Raw genomic sequence first — 20,971 nt, 5'->3', positions numbered from 1 at the left:
CCAAGAACCGGGGACGCGCATCGCCCGCGCGCTCGATCCGGATATCATCGCGCCGTGCGACCCCGTTTTTCGTGCCTCTTTTTCGCCGCCCTGCTCCTCCCGCTCGCGTGCCAGTCGTCGCGCTCCTCGCCCGTCCCGGCCGGAGACGGCGGCACGCTGCGGCAGATCCTGGTGACGGGGACCGACGAGGTGGGCCTCTCGTCGCTCGCGGTCGGCCCATCGGGCGCGCTCTTCACGATGACGGAGAGACAACCCCTCCTCGTCGAGCTCGCGAAGGCGGGCGCCGTGGTCCGCAAGACCCCGGTGAGCGGCGCGCCCGAGGGCGTCGATTTCGAGTCGCTCGCGTGGCTCTCGGGGGAATCGTTCGCGATCGGCACCGAGGGCGGCTGCTCGAAGACGGGCGCGGATCGAATCCTCCTCGCCACGCGCGAGGGCGATTCGGCCCGCGTGACGCGCACGCTCGACGTCCCGCTCTCGGCGTGGGGCGCGTCGTGTGATTCGGGGCATGGCATCGAGGGCCTCTGCGCGGCGTCGGGACAGCTCGTCGCGGCGATCGAGGACGCGATCGACGGCGAAGGCAAGGCGCGGTATGCGCCGATCGAGCGTATCGACCCGGCGACGGGCGACCGGGCGGCGTTTCGTTTGTCGCTCACGAGCACGAAGGACGAAAAAGGAAAAATCTCCGGCCTCGATTGCCGTGCGCGAGGGACGGATCAAATCGAGGTGCTCGCCATGGAGCGCCATTTCGCGGTTTCGCGCATCCTCTCGTTCACGCTCCCCGCCAAGGGACCGGGGACCACGACGCCGATCGAGCCGCGTGTCCTCGTGGACCTCGCGCCACACACGAACGGCGGCAAACGCAATTTCGAGGGGATCGTCTGGAAGGACGAAACCCACGCGCTGCTCATCGTCGACAATCAATATGGTGAAAACATTTCCGGGCCGAACGAACTCCTCGAAGTGACGCTGCCGGCCGCGCCGTGAATCTCGTTTTTCCCCGCCCATATCAGCCGACGCCGCCGCGCCCGAGCATCCCCACGAGCGACAGCCAGAGCTCCTTCACCGTCGGATAACGTTGCTCCGGCTCGATCGCGAGCGCGCGCTCCACCCACCCGTCGATCCCCGCCGGCAAATCCGGCCGGAGCGCGTGCAGGCTCGGCCGCTTGCCGCGCGTGCTCATTTTCACGACGTCGATCAGCGCCTCCGCGGGGAACGGCACCTGGCCCGCGAGCGCGCGGAAGATCACGGCGCCGATCGCGTAGACGTCGGCCGCGGGCGTGACCCGATCCGGCCGGCCCTGCCAGCCCTCGGGCGCGATGTACGACGGCGAGCCCACGACGAGCCCTTCCTGCGTGAGCGGCGTCGATACCGACAGCACCTTCACGAGACCAAAATCGAGCAGCCGCACCGGCCCTCGCGCCGTCGAATCCAGCACGAAGATGTTCGCCGGCTTGATGTCGCGGTGCACGATCCCCCTCTGGTGCGCGACGTCGAGCGTGTCCACGATCGGCGAGATCACCTCGAAAAGCCTCGATCGCGACAGCCTCCCCACGTTGCGCTCGTGATCGCCGAGGTAGCGCTCGAAATCCTTGCCGCGCAGCAGCTCCATCACGATGTACATCTGCCCGGCCTTCGTGCGGTTCAGCGCGAAGATCTGCACCGCGCTCGTGCCCGACAGGGCGCCCATCGCGCGCGCCTCCCTTCGCATGCGCGTCGCGAACTCGGGCGCGTCCGCCACCTCGGGACGCAGAAACTTGACGGCCACGGGCGCGCCGATGTCGAGATCCTCGGCCTCGTAGACAGTTCCATGCCCGCCTTCGCCGATCCGCCGCAGGATGCGGTATTGCCCGTCGATCACCTCGTTCACCTGAAACATCCGCCGCTCCTCCGCAGGCCGCACGGCCAAGGCGAGGCCCCGACAGGCATCGTACACGGAGCGCTGGACTTGTCAGGACCGTGGGTACAGTAACCCTCCTATCCGCGACGCACAGCTCGGGAGATCCTCATGCTCGAACGACCTTTCCACTTCCTTTCCGCCCATCCCCTCGCCCGCGCCGCCGTGCTCGCGGCCCTCACCCTGTTCGGCGCGGCTTGCGGCGCCAAGGTCGTCGTCGATGCCGAAGGCGAAACCGGCGGCGCAGGCGGCGCAGGCGGCGCGGGCGGCACCGGCGCCACCGGCGGCGCGGGCGGCGTGGGCGGCCTGCAGTGCGGCGAGGAGCCCCTGATCGGCAAGATCCTCGCCGTGTGCGTCTCCATGAACGGCGGCGACTTCTGCCCCCCTGCGGGGTCGAGCCCCGGCCTGCTCACGACGCTCGCGGACGCGGCCGGCGTTTGCGCCGAGACGAACCCCACGGCCTGCTGCAACCAGCCCGCGTTCCGCCAGGTCGTCTGCGATTTGCCGCCGCAGGACGACGAGTGTTGTTACCACGTCCATTACCTCCCGAACGTGGTTTGTCCGTGAAGACCGCGCGGGGCCTCGTCCTCTCCGCGCTCGTGCTCGCGGGCGGATGCGCCCCCGCGCCACCGCCTGCGCGCGCCGAAAGCGACGCACCGCCCGCTCGCAACGCCCCTCCGGAAGACCTGCTCGTGCTCGCGGATCTCCGTGTGCTTCGTGGGGACGAGCCGGTCGTCATGCTCTACCGCAACGGCTTGCTCGTGGAGCACGGCGAGACGCTCGGCACCCTTCATTCCAATGGGTTTTTCGTCGATCTCGGCGGCACGATCGAAATTCGTTTGAGCTCCGACGGTACCGTCCCGACGCGCTCAGGGACGCTGATCATCGACGAAGGCGGGACGGCGACGTTCCGCCTCCCGGAGGTCGAGCCCGAGGTGCTACGCTTCGACGCCGAGGGCCGCGTCGCCGGCGCCAAGACGCCCCTGCGCGTCGAGGGGCTCACCCCGCGCATGCGCCGGACCGCGATGTTCGCGCTCCTCCTGCCGGATCTCCTCCGCCTCCGGCGCCACGACACGATCAAGTAGACCACATCCCCGCACTCGGACATTTCCTGTCCGATCCAGGACCGTATTTCGCTGGAAATAGGGCGCGCATGCGGTAATCTGTGCGCCGTTCCAACGAAGAACAACACGCGGCTCGGCGACGGGCGGCGTGACCCAACGGCGGTTCATCGAGGGGGGGCCGGGTGAGAGGCGCGGAGAGCGCCTCCGGGCTGCTTTTTTCGATCCGCCTTCACATCAGGAGGTCCTCGTGACGCTCGCGATGCATCATTTCGACGGCGTTCGTATCCGCATGCCTATGATCGTGGCAGCCGTAGCTGCTTTTGTGCTCCTCAGCGCCGTGCTGCTCGGCGTTGCCTCGTGGATCGTGGATTCGAACCGGCATTCCGCTGTGGGAAGCGCGCAGACGTCGAGCGCGTCCACCCTGGACGCGCCCGATCCGGTGCGCCTCCTCGAGGATCGGGGCCGCCCCGGACGCCGGTACTGATCGACATCCTTCACATCCCCGGGGGGGGTTTTTTTCCACGAACCGAACGGGGGCGCTCGCCGGAAGGCGCCTCCGCGCCCGCCCAGGCTCTCCCGCGCATGGCGTAGGCGACGCCCGCCTGCAGGGTCGCGCGCGTGACCACGTCGCCCATGTTGGCGCCGAGCTGCACCAGGGTCTGCGCGACCTCCGAGCGAATGCCGGTGATCACGACCTGGGCCCCGAGCAGCGACACCGCCTTCGCCGCGCGCAGGAGGGCATCGGCGACCTGCGTGTCCACCACCGGGACGCCCGTGATGTCCAGAATGGCGACGCGCGCCTGCGTCCGGCCGACGCCGTCGAGGAGCGTCCCGAGCACCTGCTCGGCGCGGCGTGTATCGAGCGACCCGACGAGCGGCATCACGAGCACGTCGTCGGTGATCGGCACGAGCGGCGTCGAGAACTGCGCGAGCGCCAACGCCTGCTCCTGGATGAGCCGCTCGGCCTCCTTGCGTTCGGTCACGTCCTGCCAGGCGCCGACGAATTCGACGGGCTGCCCCTGCTCGTCCTTCACGAGCACGATCTCGTCGTACACCCACAGCCATTGACCGTTTCCGTGACGGAAGCGGTATTCGTGCGTCTGATGTCCGTGCTCGAAGCTCCCCGCGAGGTCGGCGAGCACCTGGGGCGCGTCGTCGGGGTGAATCCGATCTGTCCAGAACGACGGGTCACGCAGGAATTCTTCGGCGTGGTATCCGAATTGCGAGAAAACGTTGTCGCTGATGTACGTGCACACGAAATCGAGCGTGCCCGCATAGAGGACCACGCGGCTCGCGTTGAGGAGGCGCTCGATGCGCGTCTGCGTGAGTGCACCGTCCGGGGACTTCTGGGTCACGATCGACGAGTACCACCGCGCGCGTCCCGATCGCAAGGGCCGTTGATGTTCAAAACGTTATCGTATGGTTGCACGATCCGTCAGTTCAATGGCGGCGGACGGGAGCCGCGCGACATCACGCCCTGCGCGCCGCGTCGGATCGCCTCGATGTAGGCCCGCGCTTCCGACTCGCTGGCGATGAACTTGAACGGGGTCGAGGCGCGCGCGGGTCTGAGCAAACGGGCGGCCTTGATCGCGAGGTTCGAGATCGCGCGCTGCTGGAAGTTGCCCCCGTAGATCGCCGTGCCCCGCAGGTTTCTGGCCGTATCGGATTCGATCGCGAGCTTGCGCGCCTCGGCGTGCACGTGCCCCATCTGCGCGATGCCCGCGAGCCAGAAGACCGGCCCACCCACCTGCGCGACCCCCGTTCGGATCAGCTCGAACATACGCCGCATGTCCTCCACAGCGACGTCGCCGACATTCCGGATGTGCACGATGTCCGGCGCCTCGAAGCGATAGACGTGCTCCCCGAACGCCTCCCAGTCCGTATTCGATAGCGCCATGCAATCCCCGATTGCGGGCGCATTGCCCACCGGCACAGGATGAGCCCCGCGCCGCGACCGTGTCAAGCCCCGTTGACGGACGGACGCACCCATTGTAATCGGGCCACCGACGTCGTCCGTCCCGCGCACCCCAAGGCCCTTGCGCCGAGGCCCGTTGCGCCGAACGGACACGGAGCAAGCCCCATGCGTACGCCCTTCCTGTTCCTCCTCGCCAGCCCGATGCTCTTCGCCTGCCGCGACACCGCGCCCGACGCCACGAAAACGCCCACCGAAAGCGCCGCGACGACGACGGCGACGACGACGGCGACGACGACGGCGAAGGCGCCGAGCGCGACCGAACCGCCCGCAGAGCCACCCACGAAAGCCCCAGAGCCGGCCGCGCCGACGGCGAAGCCTACCGCGCCGACGCAGGGGACGAAGGAGCCCGGGGATACCGCGCCAGAAGCGTTCGAGGGAACGGCCGCGGCCGTCGAGAAGAAGATCCCCGAGGTGCACACGGTCGAGCTGCGCTCGGTCCGGGCGGGCCGTCACGCAGGATTCGATCGGACCGTATTCGAGTTTTCGGGTGCATTGCCCGGCTACCGCGTGGAGTACATCGACAAACCCGTCCGCCGCTGCGGAACCGGCGACCCCGTGACGATCGCCGGCGACGGCCGGCTCCGGGTCCGGATGACGCCGGCGCGGGCGCACGACGACGCGGGCCGCTCGACGCTGAGCCCGGTCGAACAGCGCCCGAAGCTGCCCGTCTTGCTCGAGCTCGCACCCACGTGCGATTTCGAGGGTGAGCTCACCTGGGTGCTCGGCGTCGGCTCGCCGAATCGGTATCGCGTGCTCGAGCTCCGGGATCCTCCGCGGATCGTCGTCGACATCAAACACGGCCGCGCCCCTTGACGCGCCTTGGAGACGCTCCTACCGCCGGTGCGGGCGGGAGAGCGCGTGGGGGCGCACGGCCGCCCCGCGCCACGGCGCGCTCGGAGGAGGGCCATGAAGACCGTCGAAGACATCCCGATCCTGTCGGGACAAACGTTTTCCGGACACGCGAAGGAGTTCCGGACCACGCAGGCCGCGATCTTCCTGCGCCTCGCGCGCGAGCTCGGCGACCTGGGGCAGATTCGATTCTTCAACTTCCCGCTCGTCGTCCTCTGCGCGCCCGAGCTCGCGCACGAGGCGCTCGTGGAGAAGCAAAAGAGCTTCGAGAAGAGCATCGCCACGAAGATCATGTTTTACCCCTTCGCCGGCCGTGGCCTCTTCACGAGCGAAGGCGAGCCGTGGCGCAAGCAACGCAAGCTCATGGCGCCGCTCTTCCACCCGCGCACCATCGACGGATATGCGCCGATGATGAACGACGTCATCACGCGTTGCCTCGACGACTGGAAGGACGGCGTGATCATCGACGCCGGGCGTGAGATGACGCGCATCACCATGGGTGTCGCGGCCAAGGTCCTCTTCGACGCCGACACGCTCGATGAATCCGACGAGATCAGCGACGCGATCCGGACGATGTTCAATTACCTCGGCGATCAGACCGGCAGCGTCTCGATCGTCGTGCGCGCGACGTTGGTCCAGCTGCTTCTGCAACGGCAAAACCTCCCCGCCCCGCTCGAACGCGCCCGCGAAGCCACCATCGAGGCCCTGCACCAGCCCGTTCCCCTGCCCACGGCCGAGCGACGCAAGCTCTTCGCCGCGGTCCGGACCCTCGACGATCGCATTCAACGCATGATCACCGACCGCCGGCAGAACGGCGGCGACCGGCCCGATCTGCTCTCGCGGCTGCTCGCGGCCCGCGACGAGGACGACGGCTCGTTCATGACCGATCGCCAGGTGCGCGACGAGGCCATGACGCTGTTCATCGCCGGCCACGAGACGACGGCGACGTCGACGACCTGGTGCCTCTATTTCCTGGCGCGTCACCCCGAAGTCTACCGCCGCTGGCAGCAGGAGGTCGACGGCCTGTCCGGAAAAACCCCGACCGCGGCGGATGCGACCCGCCTCGAATACACGCGCGGCGTCTTCCGGGAGGCGCTGCGGCTTTACCCGCCGGCCTTTGCGATCGATCGTGTCGCCATCGAGGACGTGGAGGTCGGCGGATACCATCTGCCCAAGCTGACGTCGATCATCGTCCCGATCCACGCGCTCCACCGGCGCGAGGCGATCTTCCCCGACCCGGAGCGATTCGATCCGACGCGATTCTCCCCGGAGAACGAGGCGAAGCGGCCGCGCGGCGCCTACATGCCGTTCGGCGCCGGCCCGCGCATCTGCATCGGCGCGACCTTCGCCACGCTCGAAGCCGAGCTCTTGCTCGCGCAGATCGCCCAGCGCTTCGATTTCGAGCCCGTGAGCGACGCGCCGATCGGCCCCGATTACGCAACGGCCCTCCGGCCCGAAAAACCCGTCCTCCTCCGCGTCCGCGCGAGGCGCGCCGCGAACTGATCACCAGATCCCGCTGAAGCCCACGAGCGGCCCGCCGCCGGGCAGCGGGCTCGCCGTCATCCCCGAGAGCCGCGCCGTCCCTGTATCTTTGCTCGTCGTCGGCCGGTGCAGCCACGGCACCACGAACCCGACGGCCGATCCCACGATCGCGCCGATCATCACGTCCGTAAAATAATGTTTGTCCGCGGCCATGCGGAGATACCCCGTGGCCGCCGCGATCGTGAGCCCGGTGGCCCAGATCCAGGGCGCCGCGCGATATCCCTTCAGCGTGGCCACCGTCCCGCTCGCGACCGCCGCGGAGAACGTGAACGACGTGTGACCGGAAAAAAAGGACAGGTTGTTATCGCGGCTGTCCCGTTCGTCCGGGTCCACGGAGTTGTATTCGAGCAGCGGGCGCTCCCGCCCCACGGAAAACTTCACGATCTGGGTGAGGTCCGCGGCCACGACCATCGATTCCAGAATGACGAGCGCGTCCGTCCCCCACTCCGCGAGCGTGCCACCCGTCGCGTACACGACCGCCGCGTCGAACCCGAATGCCGCGAGCGGGGCGAGCCCATACAGCCCGACGTCGCTGAGACGGGCCGCCGTCTTCGTGTTGCCCCAGTGGAGCGCCCTCGCGATCGAATCGTCGATCCCCGGCGGGCTGCACCACCGGCACGAAGCCGGCGCGATCTTCGATTTCAAGACCTCCGTCGTGATCCACGCCGCGCCGCCCACGGCGGTCACGGTGAGATCGATCGGCAGGTTCACCCGCATCATCGGCCGGGCGGGCGGAGGCTCCTCGGCCGAGGCGACGGCCGGCGCGGCGAGGGACGCAACGAACACGAACGAAAGCAGGAAGCGCGGCATGGCGGACATCCGGAGATGCTACAGGAAGTCCCCGCGCCCGAGTCCCCTCGCGAACCCCGAACGATGCGCCCGAACGATCGTGAAACCGAAAGCGCCCTGCCGGGCGAAGCCGACGAGCCCCGCGAGCCAGCCCGCGCGGCCCCGTCGTGGAGCACGATCGATCCACCGCGCGAAGGCGAGCTCCTCGTCGTCGTCGGACCCACCGCGAGCGGAAAGACCGAACTCGCGATCCGCCTCGCCGAGCGCTTCGGCGGCGAGATCATCAACGCCGACAGCGTACAGATCTACCGCGGCTACGACGTCGGCTCGGGCAAGCCCACGGCCGAGGAGCGCGCGCGCGCCCCGCACCACCTCGTCGACATCGCCGACCCGCTCGTGCCCCTCGACGCGCAGACCTTCGCCGAGCTCGGCGAGCGCGCGATCGAGGACGTCAAGCGCCGCGGCCGCGTGCCCATCGTCTGCGGCGGGACGTTCCTTTGGATCAAATCACTCGTCTACGGCCTCGCCCCCGCGCCGCCCGCCGACCCCGCAATCCGCGCGCGGCACGCGGCCATCGCCGAGGCCGAGGGACGCGCAGCGCTGCACGCCATGCTCGCCGCCGTCGACCCCGAGAGCGCCGCGCGGCTCGCCCCGAACGACCTCGTCCGTGTGAGCCGCGCGCTCGAAATCCACGAGCTCTCGGGCAAGCCGCAGAGCCAGTGGTTCGCCGAGCACGGCTTCCGCGAGAAGCGCCACGACGCGCGCCTCGTCGGCGTCGCCTGGCCGCGCGAGACACTCGACGAGCGCATCCGCGCACGCGTCACGCGATGGCTCGACGCCGGCTGGATCGACGAGGTGCGCGCGCTGCTCGATGCGGGCCATGCATCGGCGCGGCCCATGGGCTCGGTCGGATACAAGCAGGTCCGCGCGCTCCTCGAAGGCGAGCTCCAGCGCGAGGAACTCGAAGACACGATCGTCCGCGCGACGCGCGTCTTCGTGCGCCGGCAGCGCACGTGGCTCCGCGACGAGCCCGTCCTTTACGTCACGCTCGACGCCTGATCGATCACGCGCCCTTGTCGCTGATGTCGAGCGTGATCAGCACTGAGAGAAGCGCCGGCCCTTTCGGCGAAGCTTCGAGCTTCTGCTCCGCCTCGCGCACCGCCTCGGCCAGGAGCGCGCGCGCCGTCTTCCGATCGGGCGTCGATCCCCGCCGCTCCACGCTCACGCGCGTGAACGGCAGGGTGCCCTCCGACGCCAGCGTCTGCGTGAGCGATATACGCTTCGTGCCGCCCGACCGCGCCCGCGTCGCGCTCGGCGGCGGCGTCGGCGCGGCGCGCGAGGCCTCGATGCGCACGTCCGCGGGCGCCACGACGCTCGCGAGCACCACGCTCTTCGGCAGCCCGCCATCGTCGGCAGGGCCGTGCGCCGCGGCTCCCTCGGCGCTCGGCGTCCCGCTCAAGAGATACGCCTGCGCCGCGCCCGCCACCATGCGCAGCTCCACCGAGAGCGACCTCCGCATCTCGTCCTGCCGCAGAATCGAGCGCGCCTCGCGCAGATACTTGGACGCCGAAAGATCGCCCTTCTCGCGCCCGGCGAGCTGCTTCAGCACGCCGAGCACGAGCGGATCGTCGAGCGTCTCGAGCGAATCGTCCGCGGCGCCGAGGCTCGCCTGCACCGCCGACGAGCTCGTCTCGAGCCGCGCGGCGGCGAGCGCCTCGACGATCTCGCGCGCCTCGCGCAGCGACTTGCCGGCGATCGCCTCGCAGAGCGCGCGCGCGCTCCGGGCCGTGCGGAGCCTGTCGCAGTCGTGATCGATGCCGAGCTCCGTCGTGCGCGCTTCGAGCACCTCGACGAGCTTGCGCGCCGCGGGCTGGATGGCGCGAACGACCTCCAGCACCTTGCGCCCGAGCTCTTCCAGGGCCTTCGCGGAGAGCGTGCGCTCCGTCAGGCTCACGCCGAGGATCCCTGTCCCGAGGACGACAGCCCGCGCCCATGTCGTCGGCTCCGGCAGGGAGCCTGCGCTGCTGTCGATCCCCGTCCTGCTCTTCGCCATTCGACCTCTCCGCGGCGAAGTATAGGCGAAAGGCCCCGCGCTGGGGCCCGTCGGCGCCCGCGGGGGCGAACCGGCGCGCTCGCTCACGATCGCCCCCCGCTCGGCCGCCGTTCGTGGCATGATGCATTTCATGCACGTCGACGCGGACCTCTGCGGCGGGAGCATTGTCGTGACCGGCCAGCACGGGGCCGAGGCCGAGCTCTCCTTGCGCGCCGACAACGCCGCCGGCATCCGGCAATGGTTCCATTTCCGCGTTCGAGGCGCGCGGGGCCGCCACGTCGAGCTCACGATCACCGACGCGGGCCAGGCGATGCACCCCGACGCCTTCCACGGCTACCGCGCGCTCGCATCGTATGACCTCGAACGATGGTTCCGCGTCCCCACCGATTTCGACGGCCGGCGCCTCGTCCTCCAGCACCGCCCCGAGCACGACACGGTCCATTATTCGTATTTTGCCGCCTATCCGCTCGAGCGCCTCGGCGCGCTCCTCTCGGTCGTCGATCGCAGCCCGCGGGCGCGTGTGCTCCCGATCGGCGCGAGTGCCGAGGGCCGCCCGATCCACCTCGTCGTCTTCGGCGAGGAGGCTCCGGGCAAACGACGCCTCTGGATCACGGGGCGCCAGCATCCTGGCGAGACGATGGGCTCGTGGTTCGTCGAGGGCGCGCTCGTCCGGCTCCTCGCCGAGGACGATCCGGTCACGGACACGCTGCTTCACGAGGCCGTGGTGTACGTCGTGCCGATGGTGAACCCGGACGGCAGCACGCGCGGCAATTTCCGAACGAACGCGGCCGGCCGTGATCTCAATCGGGAATGGCAGGCGCCGAGCCGCGAGGCGAGCCCCGAGGTCCTCGCCGTGCGCAGCGTCATGGAGCAGGCGGGCGTCGACCTCTACCTCGACGTGCACGGCGACGAGCACGCCGAGGTCGCCTTCGCCATCGGCTGCGCGGGAAATCCTGGCTACTCCGAGCGCCTCTACGAGCTCGAAAGGCGCTTTGCGCGGAGCCTCGCCCGGCGCGACGGCGTTTTCTCCTCTGAATTCGATTATGGCGCGGACGACCCGGGCAAGGGCGATCTGCGCATCGGCAACAACTGGGTTGGCGAGCGCTTCGATTGCTTGTCCCTGACGATCGAGATGCCGTTCAAGGAAGGCCCGAGCGGCTTCGGGCCCGAGCGTGCTTCTGAGCTCGGGCGCTCCTCGCTCGAGGCCGTGCTCGAATCTTTGGGCGTGCTGCGCTAGGGTAGCGCCCCTCGATGCTCGCTCGGCTCCTCACCTTGTGGCGGCGCGTCCCCGCCTTCCTCGGCCGCGTCCTGCCCTGGCTCGTCGGCCTCGGCGCCGCCGCGTACGTCGGCCTCTATCTCGTGCTCGCGGTCCTGCACCTCCGGTATCCATTCGAGCTCGAATGGATGGAGGGCGGCGCGGTCGACCACGTCCGCCACATCCTCTCGGGCAAACGCCTCTACGACCGCCCCACGATCGATTTCGTCCCCTTCATCTACACGCCGCTCTACTTCTACGTCTCCGCGGCCGCGAGCAAGGTCTTCGGCGTCGGTTTTTTCTCGCTGCGCCTCGTCTCGCTCCTCTCCTCGCTCGGCTGCCTCGCGCTCATCGGGCTCTTCGTGCATCGCGAGACGAAGAGCCGCGTCGCCGCCGTGCTCGCGGCGGGCCTCTTCGCGGGCACGTATCGGGAGAGCGTCGCCTTCATGGATATCGCGCGGGTCGACTCGCTCGCGCTCCTCTTTTGGCTCCTCGGCCTCTACGTCCTGCGCTTCCGCGAGGGCACGGGCTTCCGGCTCCTCGCGGTGGCCCTGTTCCTGGCCTCGTTCCTCACGAAACAATCGATGCTCGTGGCCGCGGCGCCGCTCGCGGCGTATGCGCTCTTCGCGGACGGCTGGAAGCGCGGGCTCGGGTTTGGCGTGGCGCTCTTCGGCACCATCGGCCTCTCGATCTTCGCGCTCGACCGCCTGCACGGCGGCTGGTTTCGTTATTACGTCTTCTTTTTGCCCTCGCAGCACCCGAACGTGCCGGCGATGTGGGTCGATTACTGGGTCGAAGACCTCTTCGCGCCGCTCGCCGTCTCCTTCGTCGCGGCTCTTTATTGGTTCGCGGCTTCGGGCGAGGGCGCGCGCAAGGCGCGTCTCTTCTGGTTCTTCGCCGCGGCCGGCGCGCTCGGGACCTCGTGGGGCGGGCGCCTGCACGCGGGCGGCTGGCCGAACGTCCTCATGCCGGCGTTCTCCGTGCTCGCCATTCTCTTCGGCATGGGCATCGGCATGGCCCTCGAAAGCATCGGCCAGGCGCCGGAGGCTCTCCGCGCCCGCCTGCGCGCCGCGGCGTTCGGCGTCGCGGCCCTCCAGCTCGCCTGCGTCGTCTACGACCCGCGCCGCCTCGTGCCCTCGCGCAGCGACGAGCAAGCGGGCCACGCTTTCGTGAAAAAGCTTTCCGAATTGCCTGGCGACGTCTGGGTCCCGGCGCACGGCCACCTCGCGACGCTCGCGGGCAAGCGCTCGTTCGCGCATGAAATGGCGATGCAGGACATCCTCGGCATCGGCGGCGGCCCGCCGGGCATCGCGCTCCGGGACGAGGTACGCGAGGCGCTGAAGACGCAGCGCTTCGGCGCGGTCATCCCGGACACCGATTTCTACAAGAAAGAGATCAACCTGTTTTACATGCGAAACGAGAAGGACCCGCCGCTCTTCCGGGGGAACGATTTCTTCCCGGTCACGGGGATGCCGACACGGCCGCGGGGGGTGTTTCATCCGCGGTCGGCGCAGCGGCGGTGACAGGGCTCACGGCCCGATCGAAAACGTCACCGACTCCCCCGTGAACGGCCCTCCGTCCTGCGCCACGCGGTTGTCCTCGAAGATCGCGTTCGTCACGACGAGCGTCACCGGCTCCCCCGTGAGCGCGAGCTTCGTCCACGTGGCCGCGTCGAACGTGTAGGAAAGCTCCGTCGTGAAGACACGCACGAGCTCGGGGCTCTTCGGCGTCGAGAACACGAGCAGATACGCGCGGCCGTTCACCGGCGCCCCGTGCGCCCACGCCTCGCGCGGACCGAAAAACGAGGCGATCGCCTTCGCGGCCCCGACAAACCTTTCTCCGGCCGAGGGCGCGCGCGATGCGGAGGAGCCGCCCACGTGCCATTCGATTGTCGGCGGCACGTCCTTCGGCAGCGTCGCGCCCGTGGCCGGCGTGTCGACCACCACGGCTTGCGCCGGATCCGCCTTCGGCGTGGCCAAGAGCAGCGCCTCGAGCGCCTCGTCCGTTGCCACGCCCGCGTAGATCACGCCCGTCAAGTCGGGCTCGTTCGTCGCGGGCGGGTTCTCCGTCCCTCCCCCGCACGCGCCCACGCTCGTCCCGACGAACACCGCGCCCGCGAGCGCCACGATTCCTGCGATTCGTCCGATCCTCTTCACGGCATTCCTCCCGCGCTGTCCTGCTTCCACGGGTCCGCGAATCGCGGATCGGTGAGCAGCGCCTCGTCCGTCAGCGACGCGAGGAAAGCAAGCACGTCGGCCTTCTCCTCCTCGGTCAACGTGAAACCATTGATGAGCTCGCTCTTGTACGGGTTCGTGCTCCCCACACCCGCGTAGGGCCCCTCCACGATCGTGCGCCCGCCGGCCGCGTAATGGTCGAGCACCTCGCCGAGCGTCGCGATGCTCCCGTCGTGCATGTAGGGCGCCGTGAGCGTGATGTTTCGCAGCGTCGGCGCGCGGAACCGGCCCATGTCCGTGGAGACCTGGGTCACCTCGTAGACGCCTCGATTGTTCTCCGGATACGCGCCCGTGCCGCCGATGTTGTAAAGGCCGGTGTTGTGGAACATCGTCTCGGTGAACGTGGTCCCGTCGTGCTCCACGGAGTCGGAGAAATTGAAGCCGCCGTGGCAATGGAAGCATTCGAGCTTCTCCGAAAAGAACAGGTCCTTGCCGCGCTTCTGGGCCTCCGACAGCGCCTTCGAATCACCGCCGTAGTTGTGCCGATCCCAGGCCGACCGGTAGGAGATCACGCTGCGCTCGAACGCGCCGATCGCACGGACCACGTTTTCCAGCCGCACGGGGTCGGGATCGTCGGGAAACACCTTCGGAAAGAGCGCCTTGTACACCGGCTCCGCGCGCAATCGTTCGAGGAGCACGTCTTCTTGCCCCGCGAGCCCGAGCTCGACCGGCGTCTCTCCGAAGAGCGGCAGGAGCGCCTGCTCTTCGAGCTCCGTGATCAAGGGGTTTGCCCAGGTGAGCGTGGACAGGTAGCCCACGTTCACGATCGACATCGAGCCCCGCGGGTGGACCTCGCCCGTCGATCCGAGCCCGCCCGCGCGCCCGTCCGTGAACGCGAGCTTCTGGTCGTGGCACGACGCGCAGCTCTGCGTCTCGTTCCCGGACAAACGTTTGTCGTAGAACAGACGCCGGCCGAGCTCGACCTTGTCCGCCGTCATGGGGTTGTCCGCGGGAATCTTGGGCTTGGGATACCCCGCGGGTAGCCCGAAATCCCAGGTCGCAGGCGGCTCCGGCGGGGGCTTGGGCGGCTCCCCATCCTCCCCGCCGCAGCCGGCGAAGGAGCCGAGGAGCAAGAGGGCGACGAAAGGCCCGCGCGCGGCCGCGGTGAGGAGGAGAGGGATTTTCATGGATTCACTCTGCCGTGAAGAGCTTCTGTTCGTCCGGATGAACCGATCCATCGTCCACGTGAATGCCGAGCCGACCCATGATGGCCTTGCATTCGGTGTCGTCGGAGCCCGCCATGCAGCCCGGCGCGCCGTCCACGTTCTGCGAGAGATCGCTGTCCGCCACGAGCGCCGCGTAATCGATGACGATCTTGCTCTTCAGCGGATCGAAGCCCGAAAGGCGCACCTCCGGGCGGTTCGGCCGATCGCACGCCGTGACCGCGCCCGCCGCGTCCTCCGTGCACCCCGTGCTGCCGATGTGCACGTTGAACGCCCCGCCGCCCGCCGCCGTCGGCGCCGCGTCCACGCGGAGGAACTTGTACCCGCCATTCCAGTTCCAGAACAGCGCGCTCAGGTTGAGCGGCGAGGGCGCCGCCGACGCGTCGCCGTGGTTCAGCTCGAAAGGCACGCCCACCTTGAATGCGATGCCGGTGTAGGTCACGTCCTCTACCTGACCGCGAATTACGCCATTCGTCTCGCTCGTGCCGTTCGCGCAGGCGCCCGTCTTGTTCTCGAAATCGAGGAGCGCCAGGTTCTCGTGTTGCCAGAGCCCGTCCTGCGTGAGCTCGACCGGGACATCACTGCCATCGGTGCGCAGGAGGCGCACGTCGTGCACGTAGAGACGAAAATCGGTGATCCTCACCTCGGTGGACGCGCTTCCCGCGGTGAAGGTCTTTCCACAATCGAATACCTCGTTTCCGACGCGCCCCTCGAAAGCGAGCTCCACGTCGATGCGCCCCGGCCCGCCACCACCCGGTCCGCCGCCGCCCGCTCCGCCTGCGCCGCCCGATCCGCCGTTGCCCCCGTTGCCGCTGTCTCCGCTGCCTCCGCCGCACCCTGCGACGAGCGCCGCGCCGAGCGCCACGATGAGCCACCTTCCTCGCGAAGTACCAAGTCTAGAAGCCACGTTTCACCTCCGTCCGAAAGCCATGGACCCGTTTCCGCGTCCTGGCAATGCGACAAATTGATGCATCCCTCGTGCCACGAGGCTCCGGCCTTTCCTTCGCGTGCGCGGGCGCCATTGACGGAACGTCCACGGGATGTTGAAGCCGCGTGGATCCACGCGCAAGCCGCGTGCGTCGTGACGGGGTTTCCTGTAGGGTGCCGGCCATGCTCGTGAAGCTCTTCCGAATCGGGTTCGTGACGGCCCTCTCGGCCGCAACTGCCTGCGGCCAGGCGCCTCCGCCCCCGGCTGCGACGCCCGGCGCCGAGTCCCAGGGGACCGCCGACAAGGGCGCAAACACCGCCACCGCTGGAAAGGGCGCCGAAGATGCCGCCCAGGGCGCCGACAAGGGCGGCGCGCCCCGAGGCGCGGCCGAAGGCGACGGCGAGAGGATCGCGGTCGCCGGCGGCGCTGGCCGCGGGGCCAACGACGACAACCCCGGCAGCGGTTTTCCCGTGCGCACCGTCGCCCCGGCCGAGGCCGGCACGTGGACCGGCGGAAACGAGGTCGACACGGGCGAAGGCGCAAAGAGCCCGGTGCCCGTCACGGCCGCGGATCCGAGCTGGGGCAGCCCCAAGGCGCCCGTCACCATCGTCGCGTTCTCCGACCTCGAGTGCCCCTTCTGCGCGCGCGCTTCGGGCACGCTCGCCGAGCTCGCGAAGATCTACGGCAAGGATCAGCTCCGGATCGTCTGGAAAAACTTCCCGCTCCCGTTCCACAAGAACGCGCGCCCCGCGGCCGAGGCGGCGATGGCCGTGTTCAAGCAGAAGGGCGCGCCCTGGTTCTGGGCCTATCACGACGCGCTCTTCGCCGGCCGGATCGACCCGCAGGTCATCGACGGCTCGCTGCCGCGGGGCATCACGCGCAAGACCGTCGACGCGACGCTCGCGAGCGGCGAGATCGGCAAGAAGATCGACGAGGACATCGAGCTCGGCAAGAAGATCGGCGTGACGGGCACGCCCGCGTTCTTCATCAACGGCGTGTTCCTCTCCGGCGCGCAGCCGATCGACAAGTTCCGCGCGATCGTCGACGAGCAAATCGCGGCCGGGCGCAAGGCGACGGCGAGCGGCACGGCGCCCGAGAAGGTGTATGCGACGCTCTCGGCGAAAAACTACCAGAAGCCCGAGGACCGGCCCGGCTTCGCTGGCTCGGCCGCCGCGGCCGAGGACACGAAGACGGTCTGGCGCGTGCCCGTCGACGGCTCGCCAGTGCGGGGCAAAAACACGGCGCTCGTGACGCTCGTGATGTTCACCGATTTCCAGTGCCCGTTCTGCGTCAAGGTGACGCCGACGCTCGAGCAGCTCGCCCGCGATTACGGCGACAAACTCCGGATCGTGTACAAGAACAACCCCTTGCCGTTCCACAAGGACGCCGAGCCCGCGGCCGAGCTCGCGCTCGAAGCGCGCGCGCAGAAGGGCGACGCGGGGTTCTGGAAAGCGCACGACCTGCTCTTCGCCGCGAACGGCAAGCTCGCGCCCGAGGACCTCGAGGGCATCGCGAAGAACCTCGGGCTCGACCTGAAGAAGGCGAGCGACGCGATCGAAAAGAAGAAGTACAAGGACCGCATCGAGCAGGACCAAGACCTCGCCGACGACGTGCAGGCGAGCGGCACACCGCATTTCTTCATCAATGGTCGCCGCCTCGTCGGCGCGCAGCCGATCGAGAAGTTCAAGGCGCTCATCGACGAGGAGATCACGAAGTCGGAGGCGCTCGTCAAGAAGGGCACGCCCGCGGCGAAGCTCTACGACACGATCATCAAGGACGGCAAGACGACGGTGCTCGAGAAGGTGAAGGCGATCCCCGCGTTCACGAAGGACAATCCCACCCGGGGTCCGGCGAACGCGAAGGTCACCGTGCAGATCTTCTCCGATTTCGAGTGCCCGTTCTGCAAGCGGGTCGAGCCCACGCTCACCGAGCTCGAAGCGGCCTTCCCGGGCAAGATCCGGTTTGTCTGGCGAAACAAGCCGCTCCCGTTCCACAAGAACGCGATGCCCGCGGCGCTCGCGGCCATGGAGGCGTACAAGCAGAAAGGCAATGACGGCTTCTGGAAGATGCACGGCGCGTTCTTCCAGGACCAGACGCAGCTCGACCGCGCCGGCATCGAGCGGACGGCGACCGCGCTCGGGCTCGACGTGCAGAAGGTCCTCGCCGCGGTCGACGGCCAGACGCACAAGGCGCTCATCGACGCGGACATCAAGGCCGGCGAGGATGTGGGGATCACGGGCACGCCCGCATTCGTGATCAATGGCTATCTGGTCTCGGGCGCGCAGCCGCTCGCCAAGTTCAAGAAGGTCGTCAACCTCGCGCTCAAGGAAGCGAAGTAACCGCCGCGGGGCGGGCCCGCGTCGGGTTTTCGACGTGGCCCGCCTCGCGCCGCCCCCCGTCCGGCACGAATCTTGATATCCTCGGCGCCGATGCGCTCCCGCCTGTTGCTCGGCTCCGCCCTCGCCCTCGCCACGCTCAGCCTCGCGCCGCGCACGAATGCGCAAGTACCGGGCGCGGCGCCCCCGCCGTCTCCGCCGCCTGCAGCGACGAACCCGGCTCCGCCCCCGCCGGCGTCGCCGACAACCCCGGCGTCTCCGCCGTCCGCGGCCCCCACGACGTCGTCGCAGGCGAACCCCGTTCCCCCGCCGCCCGCGACACCGCTGTCAGGGATGCAGACGCCGCCGCCCGCGGGATCGGCTGCGAATGGGGCTTCGCTTCCGCCGCCGCCGACCGCGCCCCCGGGCGCCGGGCCTTACGCGCCTTATCCGCCCGGCCCTTACGCGCCTTATCCGCCGGGACCTTATGCGCCGCCGCCGAATGGAGCCTGGGGACCGCCTCCCGCGGGGCCGCTGCCTGGCTGGGGCGCGGAGCCTCCCACGCAGAAGGTCAAACGCTGGTATGGGTGGCAGACCTTGATTGGCGTGCTGGTGAGTGACGTCGTGCTGATCGCCGGCCAGGGGAGCGCGGTCACGTACGTCGGCTTGGCGGGCCACGTGCTCACGGGACCGATCGTTCATTGGGCGCACGGGCACGTCGGCAATGGATTCGCGAGCCTCGGCCTGAACGTCGGTCTTCCGATCGGAGGAGGCCTCATTGGGCTCATGGCCGGCGCAGGGTCGTATGATGGCTGGGATACCCTCGCGTATACCGCGATCGGTGCCGCCGTCGGATACTTCGCCGCGCCCGCCCTCGATATGGCCATCTTCTCGACGGAGACCGTGGACGAGCCGGTCGAGCCACGGAAAGGCGCACGCGCCCTTCTGCCGAGCTCGGTCGCGGTCATGCCGATGGTGGGGCAGGATCGGATGGGGCTGTCGGTCGTGGGGTTGTTCTGAGCGGGGTCAGCGGCGGCGGAGGTCGATCTCGGTCAGGCTGCGGAGGATCACCGGCGCTTCGAGGACGAGCGCGCGCTTGACGGCGTCGACGCTCAATCGGTCGAGCGAGGCGCTCCCGGGATTGCCGTGCGCGGCGTCGTTGCGGAGCTTTCGCAGCGTCAGCGACGAATGGCTGCCGAGAGGCGTGATCGGGTCCCGCAGCCGCCGGAGGTCGTTCAGGGCGCCCCGGCAAGAACGAACTTGCTCCCGCGCGAAATCGACGCCCGGATCGGTGGGCGCGGGCGCGCAAAGCTCCTCGATGATGACAAGCGCGTCTCCGAGGGGCGCGTGATGACGATCGGCGGGGCGCTTTCGAAGATACTTGGTCGTGTTGGAATCGCCTGTCGGTCGTGACCCGAACGCGCTCCGATAACGCTCGTGCAGCGGAACGAGGAGCCGCTCGCGCACTTCACGCTCGATCACGAGCGCGAGCAGATGCGCGCTCCTCGGCAAATCGTCGATCGCGCCGTGATAGGCGACGTCGGCCATGACGAGGTCCGCCTTGCTTTGCTCGCCGAGCCGATCGTAGACCTCCTTCGAGAGCAGCTTCGACCATCGCTCCCGGCTCCCCTCGCGGATCGATCGTTGCCATTGCCAGACGTCGTCGACCCGGGGCACCGTCGCGGAGAAGGGCTTTCCCGAGATCGACTCCACGAGCTTTTTCAGATCCGCGAGGTCTTCCTCAGGCCGGTCGACGCGACGGGCCTCGTCGACCAGGCTGCTGGCCAGGCCGGACAGCTCTGCGAGACGGGTCTGCGCCATGTCGCGGATGCGCTCGTTGTCCAGCAGCGGGCGATACATCCCGTTTCGAAGCTCGGCGGTTTTGCGCAGGTAAAAAAGCGCCTCGCCGTGAAGCGAGCATTGCTGGCAAAGCCGCGTGAGGGCATGACAAACCTCGGCTTGAAGGTACGTATGCCCGTCGCTTTGGCTCAGCTTCAGCGCCTGCACGAGCCTTCCGTGCGCCTCGGCCCACCTCCCTTCGGCCTCGAAGAGGCGTCCCCAATGGTACGATGCGTCCCCAGAGCGGTGGGATTGCCCAAGCCTCTCCGCCTCGCTCAGCGCTTCCGCGAACCATCGATGGGCCGCCTCGAAATGACGCGCGCGGACCTCCCCGACGGCCCTCTGCCCGAGGTCGCGCTCGATCTTGCCCTGATGGAGCGTCGCTCCGAGCTTTTTGATCGCGTCTCCACACGAATGGGCCAGCCTGTGCTCGTCGTCGTGCTTCGCCTTCGCGGTGTCGAGGTCCCCGCGGCGGGAGGCGGCGCGCGCCGAGAGCGCCCGCGCATTCGCGAGTCGCGCGAGATCGTCGCTGTCCCCCGACCCGACGATGAGCTCGACGAGCTCCTCGTACCGGGCGTAGCAGTCGTCGGCCGCGCGCAGATCGCCGATGACGTCGAGCAGCGCGCCGAGGTTGCCGAGCAGGCGCGCCCGCGCGTCCAGATCGGCAGGCAACTGCGTGTTGGCGAGGCTCTCCTTGAAGAGATCGTGCGCGTCCGCGAGCCGGCCGAGACGCCGCACGGTCGCGCCGAGGTGGTTCGAGATGAGAAGCACTTGCGAACGGCACGCCCGCGCACGCGCGAGCGCGAGTGCTTCCTGCAGCGACCGCTCCGAGGCCTCGTACCAGCCCATCCGATACTCGCACAGGCCCACGAACCGGAGCCCGAGCACCTCGCCGAGCGCCGAGCCGAGCGCGCGGCTGCGGTCGCGCAGGGCGAGATTCTTCTCTCGGGCACGCGCGAAATCCCCTTCCCGCGCGTGCTCCTTGGCCTCCTGCCGCAGCGATTCGAGCTCCTCGGGAAGATCGAACGGCGGCGCTGACGAGCTCGACATGCGGGTCATCTTACCCGCACC

At 68.9% G+C, this 20,971-nt stretch carries 20 protein-coding genes; 11 read left to right on the top strand and 9 right to left on the bottom strand.

Translation table 11 applies throughout. The features are described from left to right. Positions 1-54 precede the first annotated feature (54 nt). Positions 55-984: an esterase-like activity of phytase family protein gene (locus tag KEG38_RS02640; protein WP_272417372.1), complete on the top strand. Its 930-nt coding sequence runs from the start codon at positions 55-57 to the stop codon at positions 982-984. A 22-nt stretch (positions 985-1,006) separates the two neighbouring features. Here the strand turns inward: KEG38_RS02640 and KEG38_RS02635 are convergent, their stop codons facing one another. After that, positions 1,007-1,876, bottom strand: a complete 870-nt coding sequence (locus KEG38_RS02635; RefSeq protein ID WP_272417371.1) for a serine/threonine-protein kinase — start codon at positions 1,874-1,876, stop codon at positions 1,007-1,009. Positions 1,877-2,005: 129 nt separating this feature from the next. Between KEG38_RS02635 and KEG38_RS02630 the strand changes: the two genes are divergently transcribed. The 3 genes from KEG38_RS02630 to KEG38_RS02620 all read left to right on the top strand — a co-directional run bounded on the left by KEG38_RS02630 (position 2,006) and on the right by KEG38_RS02620 (position 3,442). Beyond that, on the top strand, positions 2,006-2,461 hold the full coding sequence (locus KEG38_RS02630) for a hypothetical protein (RefSeq protein WP_272417370.1): 456 nt from the start codon (positions 2,006-2,008) through the stop codon (positions 2,459-2,461). Next, positions 2,458-2,979 carry a hypothetical protein gene (locus tag KEG38_RS02625; RefSeq protein ID WP_272417369.1) on the top strand — a complete coding sequence of 174 codons (522 nt, stop codon included), beginning with the start codon at positions 2,458-2,460 and terminating at the stop codon, positions 2,977-2,979. Before KEG38_RS02630 ends, KEG38_RS02625 begins: the two co-directional genes overlap by 4 nt. A 226-nt stretch (positions 2,980-3,205) precedes the next feature. Next, a complete protein-coding gene (locus KEG38_RS02620) occupies positions 3,206-3,442 on the top strand; it encodes a hypothetical protein (RefSeq protein WP_272417368.1) in 237 nt (78 codons plus the stop codon). Between the two features lie 10 nt (positions 3,443-3,452). Here KEG38_RS02620 and KEG38_RS02615 read toward each other — a convergent pair whose 3' ends face one another. Then, the gene (locus tag KEG38_RS02615) at positions 3,453-4,313 is read right to left on the bottom strand and encodes a PAS domain-containing protein (protein WP_272417367.1); all 861 of its coding nucleotides are present in this window, start codon (positions 4,311-4,313) and stop codon (positions 3,453-3,455) included. Between the two features lie 80 nt (positions 4,314-4,393). Further along, positions 4,394-4,855 carry an STAS/SEC14 domain-containing protein gene (locus KEG38_RS02610; protein ID WP_272417366.1) on the bottom strand — a complete coding sequence of 154 codons (462 nt, stop codon included), beginning with the start codon at positions 4,853-4,855 and terminating at the stop codon, positions 4,394-4,396. 183 nt (positions 4,856-5,038) lie between these two features. On the opposite strand from KEG38_RS02610, the gene KEG38_RS02605 reads away from it, so the two are divergent. Continuing rightward, entirely contained in the window at positions 5,039-5,746 is a 708-nt protein-coding gene (locus KEG38_RS02605; RefSeq protein WP_272417365.1) for an AMIN-like domain-containing (lipo)protein, read from the top strand. A gap of 93 nt (positions 5,747-5,839) precedes the next feature. Then, complete coding sequence (locus KEG38_RS02600) at positions 5,840-7,285, top strand: cytochrome P450 (RefSeq protein WP_272417364.1); 1,446 nt, start codon at positions 5,840-5,842, stop codon at positions 7,283-7,285. Here KEG38_RS02600 and KEG38_RS02595 read toward each other — a convergent pair whose 3' ends face one another. Further along, on the bottom strand, positions 7,286-8,143 hold the full coding sequence (locus KEG38_RS02595; RefSeq protein ID WP_272417363.1) for a phosphatase PAP2 family protein: 858 nt from the start codon (positions 8,141-8,143) through the stop codon (positions 7,286-7,288). It abuts the gene before it with no gap. Between the two features lie 54 nt (positions 8,144-8,197). Here KEG38_RS02595 and miaA point away from each other — a divergent pair, with 54 nt between their 5' ends. Beyond that, a complete protein-coding gene (gene miaA, locus KEG38_RS02590; protein WP_272417362.1) occupies positions 8,198-9,172 on the top strand; it encodes a tRNA (adenosine(37)-N6)-dimethylallyltransferase MiaA in 975 nt (324 codons plus the stop codon). Positions 9,173-9,176: 4 nt separating this feature from the next. Here the strand turns inward: miaA and KEG38_RS02585 are convergent, their stop codons facing one another. Then, positions 9,177-10,166, bottom strand: coding sequence for a BREX-2 system ATPase PglY family protein (locus tag KEG38_RS02585; protein WP_272417361.1), 990 nt, complete (start codon positions 10,164-10,166; stop codon positions 9,177-9,179). Between the two features lie 118 nt (positions 10,167-10,284). On the opposite strand from KEG38_RS02585, the gene KEG38_RS02580 reads away from it, so the two are divergent. Both KEG38_RS02580 and KEG38_RS02575 read left to right on the top strand, forming a co-directional pair. Continuing rightward, positions 10,285-11,403, top strand: a complete 1,119-nt coding sequence (locus KEG38_RS02580) for a M14 family metallopeptidase (RefSeq protein ID WP_272417360.1) — start codon at positions 10,285-10,287, stop codon at positions 11,401-11,403. A gap of 14 nt (positions 11,404-11,417) precedes the next feature. After that, entirely contained in the window at positions 11,418-12,944 is a 1,527-nt protein-coding gene (locus KEG38_RS02575; protein ID WP_272417359.1) for a glycosyltransferase family 39 protein, read from the top strand. A gap of 6 nt (positions 12,945-12,950) precedes the next feature. Here the strand turns inward: KEG38_RS02575 and KEG38_RS02570 are convergent, their stop codons facing one another. The 3 genes from KEG38_RS02570 to KEG38_RS02560 are packed head-to-tail and all read right to left on the bottom strand — an operon-like array spanning position 12,951 to position 15,725. Next, positions 12,951-13,577, bottom strand: coding sequence for a hypothetical protein (locus tag KEG38_RS02570; protein WP_272417358.1), 627 nt, complete (start codon positions 13,575-13,577; stop codon positions 12,951-12,953). Next, positions 13,574-14,782 carry a methanobactin export MATE transporter MbnM gene (locus KEG38_RS02565; RefSeq protein ID WP_272417357.1) on the bottom strand — a complete coding sequence of 403 codons (1,209 nt, stop codon included), beginning with the start codon at positions 14,780-14,782 and terminating at the stop codon, positions 13,574-13,576. The genes KEG38_RS02570 and KEG38_RS02565 overlap by 4 nt, the downstream gene beginning before the upstream one ends. A 4-nt stretch (positions 14,783-14,786) precedes the next feature. Beyond that, positions 14,787-15,725 (bottom strand): MbnP family copper-binding protein, encoded by a 939-nt coding sequence (locus KEG38_RS02560; protein WP_272417356.1) that lies wholly within the window; start codon positions 15,723-15,725, stop codon positions 14,787-14,789. Positions 15,726-15,928: 203 nt separating this feature from the next. On the opposite strand from KEG38_RS02560, the gene KEG38_RS02555 reads away from it, so the two are divergent. Further along, on the top strand, positions 15,929-18,085 hold the full coding sequence (locus KEG38_RS02555) for a DsbA family protein (protein ID WP_272417355.1): 2,157 nt from the start codon (positions 15,929-15,931) through the stop codon (positions 18,083-18,085). A gap of 90 nt (positions 18,086-18,175) precedes the next feature. Next, the gene (locus tag KEG38_RS02550) at positions 18,176-19,081 is read left to right on the top strand and encodes a hypothetical protein (protein WP_272417354.1); all 906 of its coding nucleotides are present in this window, start codon (positions 18,176-18,178) and stop codon (positions 19,079-19,081) included. Between the two features lie 6 nt (positions 19,082-19,087). Here the strand turns inward: KEG38_RS02550 and KEG38_RS02545 are convergent, their stop codons facing one another. After that, complete coding sequence (locus KEG38_RS02545) at positions 19,088-20,950, bottom strand: tetratricopeptide repeat protein (RefSeq protein WP_272417353.1); 1,863 nt, start codon at positions 20,948-20,950, stop codon at positions 19,088-19,090. Positions 20,951-20,971: the final 21 nt, after the last annotated feature.

Origin of the sequence: Polyangium jinanense (assembly GCF_028435265.1) — a bacterium.
In the GTDB taxonomy this organism is placed as follows: Bacteria; Myxococcota_A; Polyangia; order Polyangiales; family Polyangiaceae; genus Polyangium; species Polyangium jinanense.
Note: the sequence above shows the minus strand (reverse complement) of the source record. Positions and strands in the feature narration are given on the sequence as shown.